This window comes from Streptomyces sp. NPDC041205 (assembly GCF_055591765.1).
In genome coordinates this window covers 704,166-727,592 of the sequence record NZ_JBVIZH010000003.1, presented here as the reverse complement: position 1 = coordinate 727,592, position 23,427 = coordinate 704,166, and the positions used below count along the sequence as shown (strand labels likewise).

Genomic DNA, 23,427 nt, shown 5'->3' with positions numbered 1-23,427 from the left:
AGGAGATCCATTAGATCTCTGGACGCACGAACAAGCCCTGTGACAGACTCGCCGCGTTGCACGTGAATCCTGCACGCAGTTTGACCGACCGCCCATGCATGCCGCCATGACCTGCACTTATATGGCGGATGCGGTAGCGGCCACCGTGAGCTTCACACCATTGAGGCCGTCACGGGGCCGTCGCGAAAGGAATTGAACGCGGCATGACCAAACAGGCACATTCTTTGCATGATGCTGTGCACGACGATCTCCTTGTTGAGTTGCAGAATCACCTTGAGTCGCTCACTGCCTCCACGATTGAACCGGACGACGATTTCTTCGAACGCGGGCTCATCAATTCTCTGAGAGCGCTGGAAATCGTGGTCCACGTCGAACAGGTCTATGGCGTTTCCGTCGAAGTCGAGGACCTCGATCTCGACAATTTCCGCACCGTCAGACGCATCGCCGAGTACGTGCGGCGCAAGCGTGGGGAGCAGCCGTCGCCCGCCGCGGAAGCGGTGCCGCGGTGACGGTGACCGACCTCGCCCCCGGCCTCTCGCCCGACCTCTCACCCGGCTTCCCGGCGCTGCTCGCGAGAGCGACGGCCGAGGCGTCCGCGTGGGACGCCGGAACCGGCCTGCCCCGGGACGTCATCGGCGAAGCCGCGCAGGCGGGGCTACTCGGCCTGGACCTTCCCGCCGCGTACGGAGGCGGCGGCGCCGGGGCCCGCGCGATGGGGTACGCCGCGGCTGAACTCGGCGCGGTCTGCTCCTCGTTGCGCGCCCTGCTCACCGTCAGCGGCATGGTCAACGCGGCCGTCCACCGCTGGGGTACGGCCGAGCAGCGGCAGAGCTGGCTGCCGCGCCTCGCCTCGGGAGACCTGCTCGCGGGCTTCGCCGCCACCGAACCCGGCGCGGGGACCGAACTCGCGGCCGTCGCCACCCGCGTCGAGCCCCGCGCCGGCGAGGTCCGGGTCAGCGGCCACAAGGTGTGGGTCACCTTCGGCCAGGACGCCGACGTCCTGCTGGTCCTCGGCCGGGCGCCGGGCGGGCTGACCACGGTCCTCGTACCGGCCGACGCGCCCGGCGTGAGCCGGCAGCCGGTGACGGACGCGCTCGGCCTGCGCGGCGCCCGCCTCGCCCACATCAGCTTCGACGACGTCCGCGTTCCGGCGGACCAGGTCATCGGCCCGCCCGGATTCGGGCTCACCCACACCGTCGGCACCGCCCTCGACCACGGGCGCCACACGGTCGCCTGGGGGTGCGTCGGGATGGCCGAGGGCTCTCTGGCCGAGGCAGCCGGGCACGTCGCCCGGCGCAGGCAGGGCGACGTGCCGCTGTCCGGGCACGCCACCGTGCGCGCCGCCCTCGGCCGTGCCCACGTGCGCGCCGAGGGCGCCCGCTCCCTGTGCGAACGGGCCGCCGCCCTGCGGGAATCGAAGGACCGCGAGGCCATCACCGCGACCATCATGGCCAAATACGCGGCCGCCACCGCCGCCGCCGCGGTCAGCCGCGACACCGTCCAGCTCCTCGGCGCGGCGGGCTGCGCGATCAGCGGCCGGGCCGCGCGCTTCTTCCGGGACGCCAAGATCATGCAGATCATCGAGGGCACGGACGAGGTCTCGGAGCTCGCGATCGGCGACCGGGTCGTCGCGCGGCACACCCCTCACGTCAGGGACGGGCAGCGGTGACCGCCGCCCCACCGGTGACCATCGGCCATGTCGGCACCTGGTTCCCCGACACCGTCAAGTCCCTCGACCGCCTGACGGACGGGCTCCCCGCCGCCCAGCGCGGGCACGCCCGCGCCCTCGGCATCGACGAAGTGCGCGCCGCCGACGGACTCACCGAGTCCGACCTCGCGGTACGGGCCGCGGAGGCGACGCTGCGCGCGACCGGCACCGAGGCCGCCGAACTGGACGCGCTGCTGCTCGTCCAGGGCCGCGCGCCGCAGTACCTGATGGCCTCGGAGGCGACCCGCGTCCAGCACGCCATCGGCGCCCACCGGGCGCTGGTCTCCGGCGTCGGCGACCTGGGCTGCGTCTCGGTGTCGGCGGCGTTCAGCCTCGGCACCGGGCTCCTGCGCGGCATGCCCGGCTTCCGCCGTGTCCTGGTCGTCGCCACCTCCAAGGCCGCCGCGCCCGCCCGCTACCGCCCGCCGATGACGATCGTGGGGGACGGCGCAGCCGCCGTGCTCCTGACGAAGTCCGAGGCGCCGGGCCCCTTCGAACTGGTCGACCAGTCGTTGCGCACGGACGGGGCCTTCGCCGACTTGTTCCGCATCGACTACCGCGACGTGCCGGAACGCGACTGGGCGGAGCGGTGTGCCAACGAGCCGGACTACACGTTCCGGCTCGCCGTGCGCAGCCGCAAGGAGTTCCTCGCCCTCAACGCGGATCTGCTCCGCCGCAACGACCTGACCGGCGACGACATCACGGCCCATCTGATGCAGAACCTCTCCGGGGGCGCCTTCGGCTTCTGGCAGGAGGCCCTCGACGTCCCCATCGACCCGGTCTGTGGGCGCAACCTCGCCCGCTACGGGCACCTGGGCCCCGTGGACGTCCTGCTCAACATGGCCGACGCCGCGCCCGCCCTCGCCCCCGGCACCCACGCACTCGTGATGAACAGCAGCCCCGTGGCCGCCTGGAGCAGCTGGCTCGTACGCCGCACCGCACACGCGGCGACCCCGACACCGGGAACGGAGGACCCGCGATGACCTCACCGGTGAAATGCCTGGTGTGGGACCTGGACGACACCATGTGGGACGGCGTGATCCTGGAGAACGACACCGTCACCCCGCGCCCCGAGGCCCTGCGCGCCCTGGCCGAACTGGACCGGCGCGGCATCCTGCACGCCGTCGCCAGCCGCGGCGACCACGAGACGGCCACGACCCACCTGCGGGCCCACGGCCTCCTCGACCGGTTCGCCGCGGTGTGCGTGGGCTGGGGCGACAAGTCCGAGTCCGTGCGGCGGATCGCTCGGGAGCTGAACATCGGCGTCGACTCGCTCGCCTTCATCGACAACGACCCCCTGGAACGGGCCGAGGTCAAGCACGCCCTGCCGGAGGTCCGCGTCTACGCGCCCGAGGACATGGCCGGTCTCCCGGAGCGGCCCGAGTTCACCCCCGCCGTCACCACCGCGGAGTCCGCGGACCGCGCCGCCCTCTACCGCACGGAACGCGCGCGGAAGGAGAGCGAGGACGCGTTCGACGGCACCCGCGAGGAGTTCCTGGCCTGGCTCGGCCTGGAGATGCGTGTCTGGCGGGCCACCCCGGAAGACCTGGCGCGGGCCCACGAACTCACCGTACGCACCCACCAGTTGAACAGCACCGGCCTGGTGTACGGGATGGAGGAACTGCGGGAGCTGATGGCTTCTCCCGACCACGAGATCCTCGTCGCCTCGCTGCGGGACCGTTTCGGCGACTACGGCACCATCGGGCTCTCCGTCTCGCACCGGCGCGGTGGTGACAGCGTGCTGCGGCTGCTGCTCATGTCCTGCCGGGTGATGTCCCGGGGTGTGGGTGCCCTGTTCATCCAGCACGTCAACGCCCGGGCCAGGGCGGCGGGCCTGCGCCCGCTCGCCGAGTTCGTGGCCACGGACGTCAACCGCGTCATGCTCGTGACGCTGCGCTTCTCCGGCTTCCAGGTACTCGATCCCGGACCGGACCCCGTGGTCCTCGTCGCGCCCGACGCGCAAGGGCCGCCCACGCCGCACGTCACGCTCATCGACGACTCGGCGGCGCCCGCCGCGGCCGGCACTCCGCCCGACGTTTTCGGCCTGATCTCGCGGCAGTTCCAGCGGGTGCCCGGGCGGACCGCCGCGGCTGTCGGCGCGGAGTCTGTGACGTACCGTCAACTAGACGTGCAGAGCGCCGCTTTGGCACTCCGGCTGCGGGGCTCCGGTGTGCGACCCGGGGACGTCGTGGTGCTCCACGCGCGGCAACGGCTCTCGCTCGTCGTCGGCATGGTCGCGGCCCTGCGCACGGGAGCGGCCTGGTGCGTCGCCGACCCGGGGCATCCCGTGGCGCACTTGCGGGCGGTCGTCGGCGACACCGGCTGCGCGGCGGTCGTCTTCCACGGCGAGGACGCCGCGACTTCACCCGAGAAGGTACGCGCGGCGGTGGCCGTCGACGGTGCGGCACCCGGGCTCATCGACCTGGACACGGCGCCGGGTGGACGGGCGCGGACCGAGAGCGCGGGCACGACCTCGCCCCCTGTCGCGTCGTACACCGTTTCGTCCCCCCACTCCCCCGCGTACCTCATCTCCACCTCCGGCACGACCGGCCCGCCCAAGAACGTGATGATCAGCCGCGGCGGGCTCGCCTCCCTGATCGCCTCGCGCCCTTACGAACCCGGGCTCACGGCCTTCTCCGCGCTGCGTCTTGCCTTCGACGGTTCGCTGATGTTCACGTTCCACGCGCTGTGCACGGGCGGCACCGCCGTGCTCCCCGACGCGGACGAACTCATGTCCGCCGAGCGGGTGGCGGCCCTGCTGCGCGCCCACGAGGCCCAGCAGTGCCTCACCACACCGTCCTTCTACCGGCAGTTGCTGGAGCACCTCGACGGCGCCGACCGGCACCTGCGGCTCCTCGTCCTGGCCGGTGAGGCCACCGCGCCCGCGCTGGTGCGGCGGCACCGTGCCGCACTGCCGGGCACCCGGCTCGGCAACGAGTACGGGCCTACGGAGGCGACGGTGGCGGTCACCGCGCACGACGTCAGGGGCGTCCCGGAAGATGTGGTGCCCATGGGCGCGATCACGGCGGGGTCCACCGCGTACGTCTTGGACGACCGGCTCCGCCCCGTACCGACGGGCGACACCGGCGAGCTGTACCTGGGCGGCCTGCAGCTCGCCCTCGGCTACGCCGCGCGCCCGACGACGACCGCGCTGCGGTTCGTCGCCAACCCCTTCGCGCCCGGGGAGCGGCTGTACCGCACCGGTGACCTGGCGCGGCTCAACACCGAGGGGCACTTCGAGTTCCTGGGCCGCAGCGACGGCCAGGTCAAGATCGGCGGGGTCCGGGTCGAACGGCTTGCCGCCACGGCTGTCCTGGAGAGCCACCCCGGGGTCGGGCAGGCCGTCGTGGTCGACACCAAGGCGGCACTCGCGGGAGTGGACGACGCGGACGTCACCACGCTGACCGCCTACTGGGTGCGCGCCGCCCCGGAACTCGGGCAGCAACCTCCTCCCGAGGCACGGGAGTTGCGGGAGTTCTGCGCGCGCCACCTCGTCCCCCAGGCCGTACCCGGACGGTTCGTGGTGGTGGACTCCATCCCGCTGACCCCCAACGGCAAGGCGGACGAGGCGGCTCTGCGCCGACTCCACACGGCGACGGCCGACACCGTGGCCCTCGACGCCGACCGGTGGCCGACCGGCGTGCAACGGGAGGTCGCGACGTGCTGGGCGGGCGTCCTCGGCCACGGCGACTTCGACGCGCGGGACAGCTTCTTCGACCTCGGCGGTACGTCGCTCCAAGTGCTCGCGCTGCACGCGTCGTACGAACTGCGCTGGCCCGGCGCCGTGCAACTGGGCCAGCTCTTCGACAGCCGGACGGTCGCCGCCCACGCCGAGCTCATCGCGAGCACCGCCGCGCCGGAGACGGCCGCCGCGCGGGCGCCGGGCCCGGCCGTGCCAACGGGGAGCGACGTATGAGCGGCGCGGAACGCACGAACCGCAGACGAAACGGAGGGGCCGCATGAGCGGGGGAGCACAGATCGGCACCGCGATCCGGCGGGGCGAGGCGCACGAGTACCGGGAGCCGGCCAGGAGCCCGGGGGCACACGGCCAGGAACCGGCCACGGGGCCGGTCGGCCCGCAGGAAGCGGACGCCCCCGCGAGGGGCGTGCTCGACACCGACATCGCCATCGTGGGCATGGCCGTGCGCTTCCCGGGCGCCGACGACCTGGACGCCTTCCGCGCCAACCTCCGCGCGGGCCACGACGCCGTGCGCACCATGCCCGCGGCGCGGGCGGCGGCCACCGGAATCGACCCGGCGGCGGACTACCTGCCCATGGGCTACCTGGACGACATCCACACCTTCGACCACGCGTTCTTCGGACTCACCCGGCACGAGGCCGGGCTGATCGACCCCCAGCACCGTCTCGCGCTGACCCTCGCCCACCAGGCGATCGAAGACGCGGGCCAGAGCACGGGAGAGCTGCGCGGCCGGTCCACCGCCGTGGTCTTCAGCGCCACGTCCTCCGGCTACGGCAGTCGCATCGACCTCTCCGACGTCGTCGGCTCTCTGGGCAACGCGCCCTTCGGCCTGCCCGCCCGGATCGCGCACACCCTCGGCCTCGACGGCCCCTGCTACTCCCTCGACAGCGGCTGCAACGGGTCGCTGCTCGCCGTCCGGCTCGCCTGCCGCGAACTGGCCGCGGGCGACGCCGAGTACGCGCTCGCCGGAGGCGTGAGCGTACGCCCCGACGGTGTCACGCGACAGCAGGTCGGCGGCTTCGCCGAGATCGCGTCGAGCAGCGACCGCTGCCGGTCGTTCGACGCGACGGCCGACGGCACCGTCGCGGGCGAGGGCGGTGCGGCACTGCTGCTCACGACGGTGGCGCGTGCCCGCGCCGCGCACCTGCCGGTCCATGCCGTGATCCGCGGGATCGCCGCCCGCCACAACGGCGGCGCGGCCGCGACGATCAGCGCGCCCAGCGCGGCGGCGCACGCCACCGTCATCCGGCAGGCGTGGCGGACGGCCGGAGTCGACCCCTTCCGAGCGGGGTTCCTGGAAGCCCATGGCTCGGGCACCAGGCTCGGGGACGCGGTGGAACTGGAAGGTCTCGCCGAGGTCTTCCGGGGCCGTTCGCGACCGCTGCCCGTCGGGGCGGTGAAGTCCGCCATCGGCCACCTCGACGGCGCGGCCGGGGTGGCGGGCCTGGTCAAGGCCGTCCTGAGCGTGCGCGACGCCGAGCTCTACCCCTCGCTGCACTTCACCGAGGCGCCACCCGGGGTCGACCTGCGGGCCGCCTCACTGGAGATGATCGGCGAGACCCGGCGCTGGGAGGACGACGAGCGCCTCGCGGGAGTCAGCTCCTTCAGCCTCGGCGGCGGCAACGCGCACTGCGTCGTACAGGCTCCGCCCCGGCCGCCCGTGCCCGCCACCACGGACACGCGGTCCCCGCGGCTCATCGGCGTGTCGGCTCGCAGCCGCACTGCCCTCGCGCGGCTGTGCGCCGATCTCGCCGTGGCCCTCCACGGCGACACGCGGCACCTCGACGACATCGCCTACACCCTCAACAGGGGCCGCGCCCACTACGGGCACCGCGTCGGCGTGACCGCGGATTCGACCGGTGCGCTCGCCCTGAACCTGGCCGCCCAGGCCACCTGGCTCAACGCCGGCCCCGAAGAGGACACGCCCACCACAGCGTCCCGGAGCGACCGTCCCCGGGTGGTGCTGCTGCTCTCCCCTGACGCCCCGGCACCCGTCACCACCCCGGCGGACCTGCCGGACCAGCTCCCGGCCGTCGGCGCCACCGCCGAGATCCTGTCCAGCCAACTGGCCGCCGTCACCGAACTGAGGCGCTGCGGCATCCGCCCCGACGTGGTCATCGGCGCGGGCGTCTCGCGCTACCTGGCCCGTCACCTGCGCGCCGAACTCACACCGGCGGACGCCGCCGACCTAGCCGCGGGCACCGACCCCGGCCCGCTGGACACCGGCCGCTTCGCCGAGGTGGTCGGGGACCTGCTCGACCAGGGGCCCGCCGTCTTCGTCGACGTCACCCCCGGCGGGTCTCTGGGCACCCTCGCGCGCGAGCGGTTCGGCACCGACCCGCGTGCCCACTGCCATGTCGTCAGCCCCGACGACCGGGGTCTGCTGGGTGTGCTCGGTGCGCTGTACGAAGCCGGGGTGGACCCGGACTGGTCTGCGGTCGGCCCGGCCGCGCCCCGGCACAGCCGCGTCCGGCTCCCCGGGCACCCGTTGCGGCCGACCACGTGCTGGCTGCCGCCACGGGACGCGAGCGTGGCGCCGCCCCCACCGGCATCGACTCCGGCGCCGAGAGCAGACGCCGTCCGCGCCGCGGAGCCGGGCGACGCGCCCGGCACGCTCGACTGGCTGTGCGCGACCCTCGGCGAACTTCTCGGGATACCGGTCCCCGGCCCCGAGAGCGACTTCTTCGAGCTGCGGGGCAACTCGCTGATCGCGCTTCAGGTCATCAACCGCGTCGAGGAACGCTTCGGGGTCCGCCACCGGCTCCTCGACCTCTACGAACACCCGCGGATCGAGGACTTCGCCCGGTTCATCGAGCCCTCCCCGGACGTGCTCGCCCCCGACCTGGCGGCACCTGCCCCCGACCTGGCAGCGCCTGCCGCCGGCGCGGAGCCCGCTCGCGCGCCAGAGCCCGCCGCACCGGCAACCCGGCCGGAACTGGTCCTCCGCGACGAACTGACCATGTCCTTCGGTCAGGAGCGCATGTGGTTCCACCATCAGATCGACCCCGGCACCACCCTGTACAACCAGCCGACGGTCCGGCGGATCGACGGTCCGCTGGACGTGGACGCGCTGCGCGGCATGTGGCACGACCTCGCCCTGCGGCACGAGCCGCTGCGGTGCAACTTCGTCGACGTCGACGGTGTACCACAGCTGCGTGTCCGCCCCGACCCCGGTGACTTCTTCACCTTCACCGACGTCTCCGACTCCCCCGACCCGGAGTCGTCCGCCAGGGAACTGGTCCTGCGGGCCGCACAGCACCGCTTCGACGTCGCCGGCGAACCGCTGCTGCGGGTCCTGCTGGTGCGCATCGCGCCCGAACGGCACGTGATGCAGTACACGACGCACCACGCCGTGAGCGACGGCGGCACCCCGCGCATCCTGCGCCGTGAACTGCCCGAGCTGTACGCGGCACGGCGCGAGGGGCGAGCGGCTCGGTTGCCCGCCCTGCCCGTGCGGTACCGGGACTACGCGTTCTGGCAGCGTGAGTTGCTCGCCGGCTCCGCCCTGGACCACGAACTCGCGTACTGGAAGAAGACCCTCCAGGACGCGCCCCGCGTCGAGCTGCCCCTCGACCACCCGCGACCGGCGCGCAAGTCGTACACCGGCGACATGGTGCCGTTCACCGTCGAGGCGCCGGTGGTGGAGCGGCTGCGGACGCTGGCGGCCGAGGAGTCGGTGACGCTGTTCGTGGTGCTCCTGTCCGGGTTCAATCTGCTGCTCGCGCGGCTCACCGGACAGCGGGACCTGGTCGTCGGCACGCCGACCTCCGGCCGCAACCATCCGGCCCTCCAGGACCTGATCGGCTACTTCAACAGCACGGTCGCGCTGCGCTGCGCGGTGCCTCCGCAGGCCGGTCTCGGTGACTTCCTGCGCCAGACACGGGCGACGGTGCTCGACGCCATGGACCACCAGGAGGTCCCCTTCGACCGGGTGGTCAGCGCGCTGGGCGCCCCGCGCGAGGCCGGTCGCGACCCTGTCGTCGACGTGTCGTTCGTCCACCAGGAGGTGCCCGGCTTCACGCTGGCCGACGGCAGCCGCGGCGGCCTCTTCGACGAGCGGGAGAACGTCGTCACCCTCGTCGAGGGGATGCCCGCCCACACCTCCAAGCTCGACCTGACGCTGGTCACCAGCGTCAGGGAGGGCCGGGCGGACGTGACCGCGGGCCTGGAGTACAGCACCGAGCTGTTCACCGCCGACACCGCAGCCGGCTTCATCAGCGCCTACCAGGACGTACTGCGGGCCCTGGCGTTCACACACGACGCCGCACAGCCGATAGCGGCGCTCCTCGGCCCCTCCGAAGCACCACGCCGCGATGCAGACTCAAGCCCGGAAGGACCACGATGACCGCAGGGAACCGCCCCCAGGACGCTTCGGAACGCGTCGGCGTCGTCGGCGCAGGGACCATGGGCAGCGGAGTCGCCCAGAGCCTCGCCCAGGCCGGGTACGAGGTCGTGGTCGTCGAACCCGACCCCGCCGCGGCCGAACGGGCACGCGCCGCCATCAAGGACGGCGTGCGGCTCGCCGCCCTCCTCGGCCGCGTCCAGCGGGGCGCCGCCGTCGGCGTCCTCGGCCGCGTGCGGTGGGCACAGGCCCTGGACGCCCTGGACGACGTCGGCTTCGTCATCGAGTGCGCCACCGAGCGACAGGACCTCAAGGAGAAGCTCTTCGCCGAGCTCGACCGCGTCACCCCGCCGGGCGCCGTCCTCGCGTCCCTCACCTCGGCGATCCCCATCGCCGGGCTCGCCGCCCGCACCGACCGCCCCGACCGGGTGCTCGGTCTGCACATCATGAACCCGGCGCCGCTGAAGGAGACCGTCGAAGTCGTCCGGACGCCGGAGACCAGTGACGACACGCTCGCCGTCGCGGCGCGTCTCCTGGAGCGCATGGGCAAGCGGCAGTTGGTGGTCCTCGACGGCCCCGGCTTCGTCATCAACCGCGTGCTGATGCTGACCATCGTCGAGGCGGCGGCGGCCATGGGCGAGGGCAAGGCCGACGCGACGACGACGGACGCGCTGTTCGAGCAGTGTCTGGGCCATCAGATGGGCCCCCTGCGCACGGCGGACCTCATCGGCCTGGACAACGTGGACGACACCTTGACCGTGCTGCGGGCGCACACCGGGGACAGCCGCTACACGGCACCGCCCGCCCTGCGGAAGCTGGTGGACGCGGGGCACTTCGGCCGTAAGACCGGAAAGGGTTTCCATGACTACGCATGAGACGCGCGGCCCGGAACGGGAGAGCGGCGGTGCGGCGCCGGAGGACACCGCGGAGCGCCTGCGGGACACCTTCCGTCAGATGAGCGCCGACGAGCTGCGCGCCCATCTCGACACGGTCCTCCGTGCCACGCCCCCACAGACCTCCGCACCGCGGCAGCCCGTCCGATCCGTTCCCGGCCACCAGCCCGCGCCCGACCCCACCGACCTCGGACGGCGCCCCGCCCTCGTGCACGAGCGCTTCGCCCAGTGGGCCGCACGCACCCCGAACGCGGTCGCCCTGGTCGACCGCGACACCCAGGTCACCTACGCCGAACTCGACGCCCGCGCCAACCGGATCGCGCACCGCCTGCGCGAAAACGGGGTCGGACCCGGCGTCCTCGTCGGCGTCAGCATGGACCGGTCCGCCGGCCTGGTCGCGGCTCTCCTCGCCGTCCTCAAGGCCGGGGGCTGCTACGTCCCGCTCGACCCCTCCTACCCCGAACGACGGCTCCGGTACCTGGCCGAGGACTCCGGGGTGGCCACGGTTCTGGTCAGCCGGGAGATCCCGCGGTGGTGGTCCGGGTTCACGGGCACCGTCCTGGACCTGGCCGACGCCCGGGAGGACGATCCGTACCCGGCCACGCCGGTGGAGCGGAGCGCCGGGCCCGACGACCCCGCGTACATCATCTACACCTCGGGCTCCACGGGCCGCCCCAAGGGCGTCGTGGTGCCGCACCGCAACGTCAGCAGGCTGTTCGGCGTCACCGAGCAGTGGTTCCGCTTCGGCCCGCGGGACGTGTGGACACTGTTCCACTCCTACGCCTTCGACTTCTCGGTGTGGGAGGTCTGGGGCGCCCTCGCCCACGGGGGCCGGCTCGTGGTGGTGCCGTACGAGACCAGCCGCGCGCCCGACGCGTTCCTGCGGCTCCTGCGCGAGCAGCGGGTCACCGTCCTGAACCAGACTCCGTCGGCCTTCCACCAGCTCGTCCGCGCCGACGCCGCCGCGCGGCCGGACGGGGGCGAACTGGCCCTGCGCTACGTGATCTTCGGCGGTGAGGCGCTCGACCCGCGCGCGCTGGCCGACTGGTGCGCCCGGCACGGCGACGCCACACCCCAGTTGATCAACATGTACGGAATCACCGAGACGACCGTGCACGTCACCTACCGCCCGATCACGCTGAAGGACGTCACGGCGGGCACCAGCAGTGTGATCGGGCGCCCACTGCCGGATCTGGAGCTGCACGTCCTGGACCCGCGCCGACGACCGGTGCCGACCGGAGAGGCCGGCGAGCTGTACGTGGGCGGAGCGGGCCTGGCCCACGGCTACGCCGGCAAGCCGGGCCTCACCGCCGAACGCTTCGTCCCGCACCCCTTCGCGACACGCCCCGGGGAGCGGCTGTACCGCACGGGGGACCTGGTGCGCGTGCTGCCCGACGGGGACATCGAATACCGCGGCCGGCTCGACTCCCAGGTCCAGCTCCGGGGGTTCCGGGTGGAACTGGGCGAGATCGAGTCGGTGCTCGCCGAACACCCGGCCGTGCACGAGGCCGTGGTGGTGCCGCGCACCGACGACGAGGGGCACGTCCGCCTCGCGGCCTACGTCACCGCGCGCGAGGCGGCCCCCGGCCCCGGGGCGCTGCGCACCCACGCGATCGGCGGGCTGCCCGCCCACATGGTCCCGTCGACCTTCACCGTCCTGCCCGAACTCCCCCTCACGGGCCACGGCAAGGTGGACCGCGACCGGCTGCCCGTGCCGGACGCGCACGAGGACGGGGCCGCCGAGCCCTACGTCGCTCCCCGCGACCAGGCGGAGAAGATCCTCGCCGACGCGTGGTGCCGGGTCCTGGGCCTGGAGCAGGTGGGCATCGACGACAACTACTTCAGCCTCGGCGGCGACTCCATCCTCAGCATCCGGATGCTGGCGCTCGCCCGGAAGGCCGGCCTGGAGCTGGCGTTCCAGGACCTGCTGGAGTGCCAGACGGTCCGCACGCTCGCCGCGGTGGCCCGGCACACCGCGCGCGAGCCCCGGGCGACTCCGGTGTACGAGGCCTTCTCCCTGCTCACGGCGGCGGACCGGGACCTGTTGCCGGACGGCATCGCCGACGCCTACCCGATGACGCGGCTTCAGCAGGGCATGCTCTTCCACAGCGATCCGACGGCGCCCGGAGCGGCGTACCACAACGTCTCGACGTACCGGCTGCGCGGCCCCTTCAGCGAGCGTGCCTGGCGCGAGGCCGTCTCCGGCCTCCTAGAGCGGCACGACGTCCTGCGTACCTCTTTCGATCTGGTCCGCTTCAGCGAGCCCTTGCAGCTGGTGCACCGGCGGGCCGAACTGCCCCTGACCTTCGAAGACCTGCGTGGTGAAGATCAGGTCGAGCTGAACGCGGCTGCGGACCGCAGGTTCGGCCGGGAACGGGCCGAGCGGTTCGACTGGCGGTCGGCCCCGCTGATCCGCTTCCATGTGCAGCGCCGCACCGACGACACGCACCAGTTGTTCGTGACCGAGCACCACGCGATCCTCGACGGCTGGAGCGAACGCTCGCTCTTCGTCGAGTTGCTGCGCCGGTACGCCGACGGGGTCCGTGGCACGAACAGCCCGACGCCACCCGCGCCCGCCACCCGCTTCGCCTCGTTCGTCGAGCTGGAGCGCGCCTCGGTGGCGAGCGAGGCCGACCGGCGGTTCTGGGCGGAGCAGTTGGCGGGCGCCACGTTCACGCCGCTGCCGCGCGGCGTGCCGGCCGCCGAGCAGGCACCGGGGCCGGTGATGCGGATCGACGGCCGCTGGGTTTCCCCGCAGGTGTACGAGGGCCTCCGGGCGTTGGCGCGTGAGCTGGGCGTCTCGCTGCGCATCGTGCTGCTCGCGGCGCATCTGCGGGTGATGGGCCTGCTGAGCGGCTCGGACGACGTCGTCACCGGCGTCATCCACAACGGGCGCAGCGAGGAGGAGGACGGCGACCTCACCCTCGGGCTCTTCCTCAACACGCTGCCCGTGCGCGGCCGTCTGACCGGAGGGACCTGGCGCGACCTGGTGCGCCACACGGCGGAACTCGACCGTGCCGTCCAGCCGCACCGCCGCCATCCGCTCGCGGAGATCCTGCACGGCACGCGGACGCCCGAGCTCTTCGAGACGTTCTTCAACTACACCCACTTCCACGTCGAGCGTTCCCTCGCCGACCAGTCGCAGGTGGAAGTCGTCGAGCAGAACGTCGTCGCCGACACGCACTTCCCCTTCGGCGTCGAGTTCCTCCAGCGCAGCACCGAGGACGGGCTGGGCCTCGGACTGCGGTTCGACGCCTCGCTCTTCACCGCCGAGCAGATCGACCTCGTCCACGGCTACTACGTGGCAGCGCTCACCGCCCTCGCCACGGACGGGGACGCGCGCTACGAGACCGCCGACCTGCTGTCGGCAGCCGAGCACCGCAGGATCCAGGAGTGGAACGACACCACCGAGCGGTACGACCGCCCCCACGTCCTGCACACCCTGGTGGCGGAGCAGGCAGCCCGGACCCCCGGCGCCACGGCCGTGCGCTTCGACGGCGAGGGGATGACGTACCGCGAACTGGACGAGCGGGCCGACCGGCTCGCCCATCTGCTGCGGGCCGAAGGGGTACGGCGCGGCAGCCTCGTCGCGGTGGTCCTCGACCGTTCGCCGGAGCTGCCGGTGACCTTGCTCGCGGTGCTGAAGGCCGGTGGCACCTACGTTCCGCTGGACCCCGAACACCCGCGGCAGCGGCTGCGCGAGATCCTCGCCGACGCGGGGATCACCGTGGCCGTCTCCCGGGGGCCGGGGAGCGAGAAGATCGCGGCACCGGGCATCACGGTCGTCGGACCGGGTGCGGCCGAGGTACCCGGCTTCAGCTGTCCGCCGGGACCGCCTGAGGGCGGGGCCGGGCCGGACGACGGGGCCTACATGATCTTCACGTCGGGCTCGACCGGGAAGCCGAAGGGGGTCCTCGTCTCCCACGGGGCGATCGCCAACCGGCTTCTGTGGCTGCAGCGGCAGTTCCCGCTGCGGCTCGGCGAACCGGTACTGCAGAAGACCCCCGCGACCTTCGACGTGTCCGTCTGGGAGTTCTTCTGGCCGCTGTTCACCGGGGGCGTCCTGGTCGTGGCGCGGCCCGGCGGCCACCGCGATCCCGCCTACCTCGCCGAGCTGATCGTCGCCGAGTCCGTCACGACGGTGAACTTCGTGCCCTCCATGCTCCGGGCGTTCCTGGAGGATCCGGCCGGTTCCCGGTGCACCGGGCTGACCCGTGTCCTCTGCGCCGGGGAGGCCCTCCCGTACGACCTCCAGCGGCAGTTCCAGGCCACGCTGCCCGCGGAGCTGCACAACATCTACGGTCCCACCGAGGCCGACCTCACCCACTGGAGGTGTGCCGAGGACGGCAGCGGCACCGTGCCCATCGGGTGGCCGATCGCGAACTCCGAGGTGCATGTCCTCGACCGTCACGGGCAGCACGTCCCCCAGGGTGTGACCGGGGAGCTGCACCTCGCCGGCGCCGGACTCGCCGAGGGCTACCACCGGCGGCCCGACCTGACCGCGGACAGCTTCGTCCAGCACACCGACCACACGGGCGTGACCCGCAGGATGTACCGCACGGGTGACCTCGTACGCCATCGACCCGACGGGGCGTTGGAGTTCCGCGGCCGTGCCGACGCACAGCTCAAGCTGCGCGGCCACCGGATCGAGCCGGGGGAGATCGAGGCCGTGCTGCGGAGCCATGACGACGTGCTGGAGTGCGCCGTACTGCTCCGGGAGGGGCAGCTCGCCGCCTACTTCGTCGCGGACGCGGGCGCTCGTCCCGACGCCGCGGACATCACCGCGCACGCGGCGAGCAGCCTTCCCGCGTACATGGTGCCGACGGTCTGGACCCAACTCGACGCGCTGCCGCTGACCGGGAGCGGCAAGGTGGACCGCAAGGCCCTGCCGTCGGTGGCGGGCACCCTGCTGACCGACAGGTCACTGGACACCACGCCGCCGCGCGACGCACGCGAGGCCCGGCTCCTCGAGCTCTGGACCGAGCTGCTCGGCGGGCAACAGCTGGGCGTGCACGCCGACTTCTTCGCAGCGGGGGGCCACTCACTGCTGGCGACCCGCCTCGTCTCGCGCATCCGTTCCGAGTTCGGCGCGGAGCTCGGCATCGGCACCCTGTTCGAGAACCCCACGGTCGCCGCGCTCGCCGCGGCCCTGGACACACCCGGCCGCCACCGGCCGGCACTCGTCCCCGGGCCCCGCCGGCCGGTGACTCCGCTGTCCTTCGCCCAGGAGTGGTTCCGGGACGAGCTGGACGGCCCCACCCGCCACAACATCACGATGGCGTTGCGGCTCACCGGCTCCCTGGACCGCAAGGCACTGGAGACGGCGCTCCAGGACGTGGTGGCCCGCCACGAAACGCTGCGGACGATGTTCCCGTTCGTGGAGGGCGAGCCCTGTCAGCGCGTCCTCGACGTGGACGCCGTCTCCTTCGGCCTGCCGGTGCGCGAGGTGTCGCGCGACGAAGTCGACCGGGCCATCGAGCGCGCGGCCCACCACGCCTTCGTCCTGAGCGACGAGATCCCGTTGCGGGCCCACCTGCTGGCCGTCGCCGAGGAAGAACACGTCCTGGTGATGGTCGTGCACCACATCGCGTCGGACGGATGGTCGGAGTACGTGCTGGGCCGGGACATCTCGGCCGCCTACGCGGCCCGCGTCGAGGGCGGGGCGCCGCGATGGGATCCACCGTCGGTGCGCTACACCGACTACACGTGGTGGCAGCGCGACCTCCTCGGCGACAAGGACGACCCGGACAGTCCGCTGCACCAGCAACTGGCGTACTGGAAGGCCAGGCTGGCAGGGGTCCCGGAGGAGCTGGCGCTGCGCACGGACCGGCCGCGTCCCGCCGTCGCCTCGCGCCGAGGCGGTGATGTGCCGGTGCGGGTTCCGGCCGACACGCACCGGAACCTCGTCGCGCTGGCCGAGGGGCGCGGGGCGAGCGTGTTCATGGTGCTGCAGTCGGCGCTCGCGCTGCTGTTGTGCCGCATGGGGGCGGGCCGGGACATCCCCATCGGTACGGCCGTCGCCGGGCGCACCGACGAGGCGCTGGAAGACCTGGTCGGCTTCTTCGTCAACACCCTCGTCGTCCGGCACGACCTGTCCGGCGATCCGTCCTTCAGCGAACTCCTTGAGCGGACGCGCGCACACACGCTCGCCGCCTACGACCACCAGGACCTGCCCTTCGAACGGCTCGTGGAGGAGCTGGTCCCCGACCGGTCGGCGGCCCGCTACCCCCTGTTCCAGGTCAAGCTGGTCCTGCACAACACCCCGGAAGCCGCCCTGGACCTCGCGGGCGTCCAGGCCGCGCCGGTCCCCATGGAGCACACGTTCATCGTCTACGACATCAACATCCACCTGTACGAGCGGTTCGACTCCGCAGGACACCCGGCCGGTATCGAGGGGAACCTGATCTTCGCCACCGACCTCTTCGACCGGAGCACCGTCGACACCCTGGCCCAAGGGCTGATCCAGGTCCTGACCGCGGCGGCCGCCGATCCCGGACGGCCTGTCAGCGGATTCCCCGCCCCGGTCTGAGATGCCCTCGACGCCCGTGCTGCTGGAGGCCCCGGAGAGGACGCGGGACGATCGCGACTGGCTGCGGCGTCTGGACCGGCATCCGGACGTCGGGATGCTCAAGTACGGGACGGCGCCCGCGGATTGGGAGGTGTCGTTCGACCACGGGCTCTCCGAGCATCTCATCCACCTCGTGGTGGCCGGCCGGTACGAGGGTGTGGCCGGCCACCAGCGGATCCAGGTCGGTCCGGGGACGCTGGTGTGGCTCAAGCCAGGGGTGCCGTTCGCGCTGCGCGCCGCGGATTCGCGGCCGCTCGCCCTCTACCGGCTCCAGCTGCCGCCGGCGCCCGCGGAGGATCCGCCGCTGGGGCCGGTCGTCGTGCTGCCCGGGGCGTGGGAACTGCGGGCGCCCCTCGACCTGTTGATCAACGAGAGGGAGGAGCGGCAGCCGTTCCGCGAGGTCCGGATGCGGGCCGCGCTCGAGTTGCTGTTCAGCTCGGCCCTCCGGCTCGCGGAGCAGCAGCGGACCGTACGTCCGGCGCTGGACGCCGCGCAGCGGCGCCTCTTGGAGGACCACGCAGACAAGCGGGTCGCCGAGCGGGTGCACCCGGCCGAGCTTGCCCGACTCCTTCGGATGTCCCCGGAGCACTTCACCCGCTGCTTCCGCCGGACCTACGGCTGCCCGCCCAAGGTGTGGCTGGTGCGGCGGCGTATCCAGCACGCCGCGCGGCTGCTCGACGAGACGCAGGACACGATCACCCGGATCGCCCGCAGCCTCGGGTACTGCGACGTCTACCTCTTCAGCCGCCAGTTCAAGTCCACGATGGGTGTTTCCCCGCGGACCTACCGAGCGCGCTGAGGCATGCGGTTCAGTGCAAACTTTACCCGGCCTCGGGCATGGCAGCCGGGGGCCGCCCGGTGACACCGTGATCTCCATGGACACCACCACTGCCGCGCTGACCAGCGACGAGGTCGCCCGATTCAACGAGCAGGGCTTCCTCGGGCCGTACGTCGCCTGCTCGCCCGAGGAGATGGACACCTTCCGCAGGCGCATCGACGCCGAGGTGCTCACCTCGCCCGGCCCCAACCCGGCGACGCACCTGCACTCCCGTCACCTGGACCACCGTCCGGTCCACGACCTCGCCACCCTGCCCGAGGTGCTCGGCCGGGTGCGGGGGCTGCTCGGCGACGACATCCTGCTGTGGTCCACGTTCCTGTTCAACAAGGAGCCGGGCGGTCTGGAGGTGCCCTGGCACCAGGACATCGACAGCTGGCCGCTCGACCCGCCCGTGAACCTCTCCCTCTGGCTGGCGATCGACGAGGCGACCACGGAGAATTCGTGCGTACAGATCATTCCCGGCTCGCATCGCGAACTGCTGCACCACGTGCCCTCACGCCCGGGGATGAGTTTCCCGCAGGAGATCGACCCCGCAGTCGTCGACACCACCACGGCCGTCGACATGGAACTCGCTCCGGGTGAGTTCTTTCTCTTCAGCGAGCAGTTGATGCACCACTCCCACAAGAACACGTCGGACCGGCGCAGGCTCGGGCTGTCCGCCCGATACACGACCCCCGAGGTCAACATCGTCGACCAGGACTCCTCGCCCCTGTTTCCGGGCCACGCGTGCGTCCTGGTGAGCGGGAGCGACACCGTGGGTCACAACCGCATGACGCAACCCCCGGCCTGACCCCGACGGGCCGGTGCGGTGCGTCCCCTTCCGACCTCCGCGCCGGCTCAGTCGGCCCCCGGGATCCCGCCCGCCCCCAAGGCGGCCACGCTGGTGGTGACGTCGGCCACGATGTCCCGGACCAGTGCCTCGTACCACCGCGCATAGCCGGTGACATCGTCGAGGCCGAACCTCGCGGGGTCGAAGTGCAGCCCGCCCTGCAGGGCACCCTCCATCTCGCCGATCTGCATCCACAGGGGGAACTGGCCGACCTGCTGCCGGATCGGGACAGCCTCGACCTCATGGCCGAACAGCTCGGCCGGTCCCAGGTCGCCGAAGTGCATCCGGGCCCCGTGGGAGAGTCGTTCGGGTTCGAACTGGAAGCTCACCTGATGGATGGCGCGCGCGACTTCGGGGGTGACGCCGCTGAGCACGGCGGGGATCGGTATCGCCTGGTGGCGGACGGCGCCGACGAGTGCGGCGTGGGTGGCGGACAGCAGTGAGTCGAATCCGTCGTCCGCGACGACGCCGGTGCGCAGCGGCAGCGAGTTGACGAAGTACCCGACCGTGCGTTTGAAGGGCTTCTTACGGCCCTCGATGGGAAAGCTGACGACGATGTCGGTTTCACCGGTGAGTTTGTGCAGCAGTACGTTGAAGGCCGCGAGCAGGACCGTGGCGGTGGACGTGCCACTGGCGTCGGCCGTCCGCCGGACCCCGTCCGCCAGGGGGCGCGGGAGGGTGAACCGGGCCAGTGCCGGGGCGTCCGCGGCCGTGGTGGACCCGGTGCCGGGAACGTCGAGTGCGAAGGCGCAGCCGGCCAGCCGATCCGCCCAGTAGCGGCGCATGGGCTCCGACCTGGCGCTCTCGAGGAAGGTGCGTTCGTGCGCGACGTGGCGGGCGTACGAGTTGTCGGCCTGGACCGGCTCCTCGGCATTGCCCTCGCGATATCCGGTCAAGAGGTCTTCGCACACGGTGAACAGAGAAGTCAGGTCACCCACCATGTGGTGCACCACCATGAGCAGCGTGGAACGCTCCGCGTGCTGGTAGAGGAAGAGCCGGGCGGGTGCTTCCTTCTTCAGGGCGAAGGCAAGGGAGTAGTCCTGGTTCACCACTCGCGTCAGGTCATCGGCGTCCATGCCGGGTACCTCACGCACCGTCAAAGGCGGCTCGGCCGAGTACCAGCGTTGTGCGTAACCGCCCGCTCCCGCGAAGACGACTCCCGTGAGCACCGGGTGTCGGGCCCACACCCTCTCCCATGCGCCTCGCAGACGCCCGGAATCGAGTTTCTCCCGCATCGTGATGCCGACAGCCATGTTGTACATGGTCGACTCCGGGGCCAGCTCATGGATGAAGAAGAGCGAGCTCTGCCCGATGGACAGCGGAACTTCCACGCTTTCCCGTCCGGGCCCGTCCTGTCGGTGCTGAGTGTCGTGCGTCAACGTTGTGCACCCCCGTGCCTGCGATGGTCCGACTGACCGAGATCAAACTCTCGGGCAGGGAAGGGGATTTCGCAACAAGTCAGCTCCCCTTATTCGGTGCGCAAGGCCGTGGTGGTGCGGGCTCTGGCAGCCCAGCCTGCGGGCAGGAGCGCGCCCAGGATGGCGATGAGCAGGCCGCCGAGGGCGAGCGGAAGCAGTTCGGCCGCGTCGTAGACGGCGATGACGGAGTCGGGCAGGCGGAGCCCCACGCTGTCGCCCATCGCGGGGATGACCCAGCCGTGCAGGGCCACGCCGAGCGGCACGCCCACGGCTCCCGCGACGAGTCCGGTCACGGCGACCGAGGTGAGGACCATCGTGATGGTCTGCCGGGGGGTCATGCCGAGCGCCTTGTGGACTCCGAGTTCCCGCACGCGCTCGCGCGTGTCGAGCAGTACGCCGTTGAGCACACCGAGCGCGGCGACAGCGACGAGCATCAGCGTCAGGATCGCGGACAGCGCGTTGAGCGTGGCGGCCATGTCACCGCCGGCGCCGAGCCCACCGGCCCGGGCGGTGACGCCCAGCGGCGCCAGGTCCCTGTTCAGCGCGTCGACGTAGCCGGTCACTTCGGTGCCGGACTCCACCGCGATGTGGTGGCTCGCCTCTGTCAGACCGGGATGTGCGCCCGTGAGGGTCGAGGCGTCGGTGAAGACCTGCATGCCGTCGTTGCGGGTGTCGAGGACTTCACCGACGATCCGCACGGTGACCGGCTCGGCCAGGCCGCTCAGAGTGACGGTGTCGCCGACGCGGATGCCGGTGGCGGCGAGGAAGGGGGTCGGGACCACGGCCTCGCCGGGCTCGTCGATCCAGCGGCCCGAGACCATGGTGTAGCCGCCCCAGGAGGCGTCGCCGGTGATGGCGTTCACCTCGATGGTGCCGCTCAGGCCGGACACGGTCGCGCGTACCTTCGCGGTGCTGTAGTACTTCCCGGTTCCGGCGGCGGCCTTGATGGCCGAGGCGACCGCGGCGGGATCGGGCTCGGGCTGCCGCTTCTCGGTGGCGGGGCCTTGGGGTCCGGCGTCCGGCAAGGGCGCGGGCACGACGACGTCGGCGGCGTCATGGGCCTTGGCTTTCATCACCTGGCTGAGCGAGGCGCCCATGCCCACGGTGAACGTGACTGCGATGGCGCCGAACACGATCGCCGTCCCCATGGCCAGCGCGCGGGCGGGCCGCGCGAAGGGCCGGGCAAGGCCCAGGGCGACCGGCCGCGGCAACGGCAGTCGTCCGGCCAGACGGGCCGCCCACCGGCCGCGGCCCGCCGAAGCGGTGCGCCCGACGGCGAGCACGTCGACCGTACGCAGCCGCCCGGCCCGCCAGGCGCCGGCCCACGCGGTCGCCGCGACCAGGCCGAGCACCCCGGCGACCACCGCCAGGTCGACCCAGGGGGCGATGGCCAGGGACGAGGTGCCGTAGACCTCCTCGGTCTCGGCCAGTACGGGGACGGCGAGCAAGTGACCGGCGAGTACGCCGAAGACCGTTCCGGCGGCGGCAGGGATCAGCGCCTGGCCCACGTAGGCCCGCACGACCTGGGCCGGGGCGAAGCCCACGGCCTTGAGGATGCCGATGCGGCGCGTTCCCGTGCCGACGGCCGACGCCACGACGTTGCCGACGATGAGCATCGACATGACCAGGCCCAGAGCCCCGAACGCGACGAGGAACGGGACGTACAGGGCGGTGTCGCGCTCGGCGGACTTCCTGACGGTGAGCCAGGACTGTTCGCCGACGGCCGTGCCCGGCGGCAAGGATTCCGTGACGGCCTTGCCGCCTGCGGTGATCTGTGCGGCGGTGCTCGCGTCGGTGAAGCGGTAGAGCATCTGGTACCCGCCGCTGCCGTTCGCGGTGAGCGCCGGCATCTGGGACGGAACCACCCAGGCGTCAGCGGTTCGCGTGACCGAGCGGGCCACACCGACCACTGTCAGGGTCGGATCGCCGGGCAGGTCGGGGAAGACGAGCTTCATGCCCATGGTCGGGATGACCGAGGAGCCCGCGGACAGCACGATCTCGCCGGAGCGCGTGGGCCACCGCCCGTCCAGCAGTGCCACCTCGTCCACGTCCCGGCCGGAATCACCCCGGCCGACCACGGTCATCGGCCATCCAGGGGTGTCCCGGCCGTCCGGCCTCGGGGTGACCGACGCCGTACGGAACGGCCCTGCCGCGTCGCTCACCCCCTGCGCGTGCCCGGACCTCGACAGCTGTCCCGCGCTCACCTTGCCCGCGTCGAACTGCAGCGACAGATGGGCCCCGTGGCTCTTGGCGAAGGCGTCGTCGAAGGGCGCTCCGGACACCGCGAGCAGCGATCCGCCGAGCACGGACGCGGCCACTGCCATCATCGTGGCGAGCCCGATCACCAGCGTCTGCACCCGACGTCGTCCCACCTCCGAGCGCACCACCTTGCCGAGCGCGCTCATCGGTCGGCCCCGGAGACGACGGCCGACGAGCGGACGTCTTCGGTGATCCGGCCGTCGGCGATCCGGACCGTGCGGTTCGTGCAGGACCGGGCCAACGCCAGGTCGTGGGTGACCACGACGATGGTCTGGCCCTCGGCGTTGAGGCCGCCGAGCAACCTGCTGACGTCCTGTCCGGCGGCCGTGTCGAGGGCGCCGGTGGGCTCGTCGGCCAGGAGCAGCGTCGGCCGGTTCATCAACGCGCGGGCCACCGCGACGCGTTGGCGTTCGCCGCCGGAGAGCCGCCCCGGGCAGGCGCGAGCGTGCCGGTCGACGGCAAGGAGTTGAAGGAGTTCCGCCGCCCTGCGGTCCGCTTCGCCGCGCGCCATCCCCGCGAGCCGCGCGGGCAGTACGACGTTGTCGGTGACCGTCAGATCGTCGAGCAGGTTGAAGAACTGGAAGACCATGCCGATCTTCGATCGCCGGTAGCGCGCCGATCCGGCTTCGCCCAGTCGGTCCACTCGTACCCCGTCCACGGTGACGCTCCCGGTATCGGGGCGGTCCAGGCCCGCGATCAGGTTGAGCAGTGTGGACTTGCCGCTGCCGGAAGGGCCGAGGACCGCGACGGCCTCTCCGGGCCGCACGGTCAGCGAGACGTCGTGCAGCGCGGGCGGGCCGTCGTCGTAGCGGCGGCTCACCGCACGCAGTTCGATCACCGGCATGGTCATGAAGGGCTCCTCGGGTACGGGC

General features: G+C 72.3%; 12 protein-coding genes. 9 read left to right on the top strand and 3 right to left on the bottom strand.

What is annotated here, in order from left to right:
* Window positions 1-203: 203 nt before the first annotated feature.
* The 9 genes from ACZ6BG_RS17495 to ACZ6BG_RS17455 all read left to right on the top strand — a co-directional run bounded on the left by ACZ6BG_RS17495 (window position 204) and on the right by ACZ6BG_RS17455 (window position 18,839).
* Window positions 204-509 (top strand): acyl carrier protein, encoded by a 306-nt coding sequence (locus tag ACZ6BG_RS17495; RefSeq protein WP_469001956.1) that lies wholly within the window; start codon window positions 204-206, stop codon window positions 507-509.
* A complete protein-coding gene (locus ACZ6BG_RS17490; protein WP_469001954.1) occupies window positions 506-1,669 on the top strand; it encodes an acyl-CoA dehydrogenase family protein in 1,164 nt (387 codons plus the stop codon). The genes ACZ6BG_RS17495 and ACZ6BG_RS17490 overlap by 4 nt, the downstream gene beginning before the upstream one ends.
* The gene (locus ACZ6BG_RS17485; protein ID WP_469001951.1) at window positions 1,666-2,691 is read left to right on the top strand and encodes a 3-oxoacyl-ACP synthase; all 1,026 of its coding nucleotides are present in this window, start codon (window positions 1,666-1,668) and stop codon (window positions 2,689-2,691) included. Before ACZ6BG_RS17490 ends, ACZ6BG_RS17485 begins: the two co-directional genes overlap by 4 nt.
* Window positions 2,688-5,624, top strand: coding sequence for an HAD-IIIC family phosphatase (locus tag ACZ6BG_RS17480; RefSeq protein WP_469001949.1), 2,937 nt, complete (start codon window positions 2,688-2,690; stop codon window positions 5,622-5,624). Before ACZ6BG_RS17485 ends, ACZ6BG_RS17480 begins: the two co-directional genes overlap by 4 nt.
* A 43-nt stretch (window positions 5,625-5,667) precedes the next feature.
* Complete coding sequence (locus tag ACZ6BG_RS17475; protein ID WP_469001947.1) at window positions 5,668-9,753, top strand: condensation domain-containing protein; 4,086 nt, start codon at window positions 5,668-5,670, stop codon at window positions 9,751-9,753.
* Window positions 9,750-10,625, top strand: a complete 876-nt coding sequence (locus tag ACZ6BG_RS17470; protein WP_469001944.1) for a 3-hydroxyacyl-CoA dehydrogenase family protein — start codon at window positions 9,750-9,752, stop codon at window positions 10,623-10,625. Before ACZ6BG_RS17475 ends, ACZ6BG_RS17470 begins: the two co-directional genes overlap by 4 nt.
* Complete coding sequence (locus tag ACZ6BG_RS17465) at window positions 10,612-17,172, top strand: amino acid adenylation domain-containing protein (protein WP_469001941.1); 6,561 nt, start codon at window positions 10,612-10,614, stop codon at window positions 17,170-17,172. Before ACZ6BG_RS17470 ends, ACZ6BG_RS17465 begins: the two co-directional genes overlap by 14 nt.
* Before the next feature lies 1 nt (window position 17,173).
* Window positions 17,174-18,010: a helix-turn-helix domain-containing protein gene (locus ACZ6BG_RS17460; RefSeq protein ID WP_469001937.1), complete on the top strand. Its 837-nt coding sequence runs from the start codon at window positions 17,174-17,176 to the stop codon at window positions 18,008-18,010.
* Window positions 18,011-18,086: 76 nt separating this feature from the next.
* Complete coding sequence (locus tag ACZ6BG_RS17455) at window positions 18,087-18,839, top strand: phytanoyl-CoA dioxygenase family protein (RefSeq protein WP_469001935.1); 753 nt, start codon at window positions 18,087-18,089, stop codon at window positions 18,837-18,839.
* Window positions 18,840-18,886: 47 nt separating this feature from the next.
* Here the strand turns inward: ACZ6BG_RS17455 and ACZ6BG_RS17450 are convergent, their stop codons facing one another.
* The 3 genes from ACZ6BG_RS17450 to ACZ6BG_RS17440 form a co-directional block, all read right to left on the bottom strand.
* Entirely contained in the window at window positions 18,887-20,209 is a 1,323-nt protein-coding gene (locus tag ACZ6BG_RS17450; RefSeq protein ID WP_469001932.1) for a condensation domain-containing protein, read from the bottom strand.
* Window positions 20,210-20,346: 137 nt separating this feature from the next.
* On the bottom strand, window positions 20,347-22,701 hold the full coding sequence (locus tag ACZ6BG_RS17445; protein ID WP_469001929.1) for an ABC transporter permease: 2,355 nt from the start codon (window positions 22,699-22,701) through the stop codon (window positions 20,347-20,349).
* Window positions 22,698-23,405, bottom strand: a complete 708-nt coding sequence (locus ACZ6BG_RS17440) for an ABC transporter ATP-binding protein (RefSeq protein ID WP_469001927.1) — start codon at window positions 23,403-23,405, stop codon at window positions 22,698-22,700. Before ACZ6BG_RS17440 ends, ACZ6BG_RS17445 begins: the two co-directional genes overlap by 4 nt.
* Window positions 23,406-23,427: the final 22 nt, after the last annotated feature.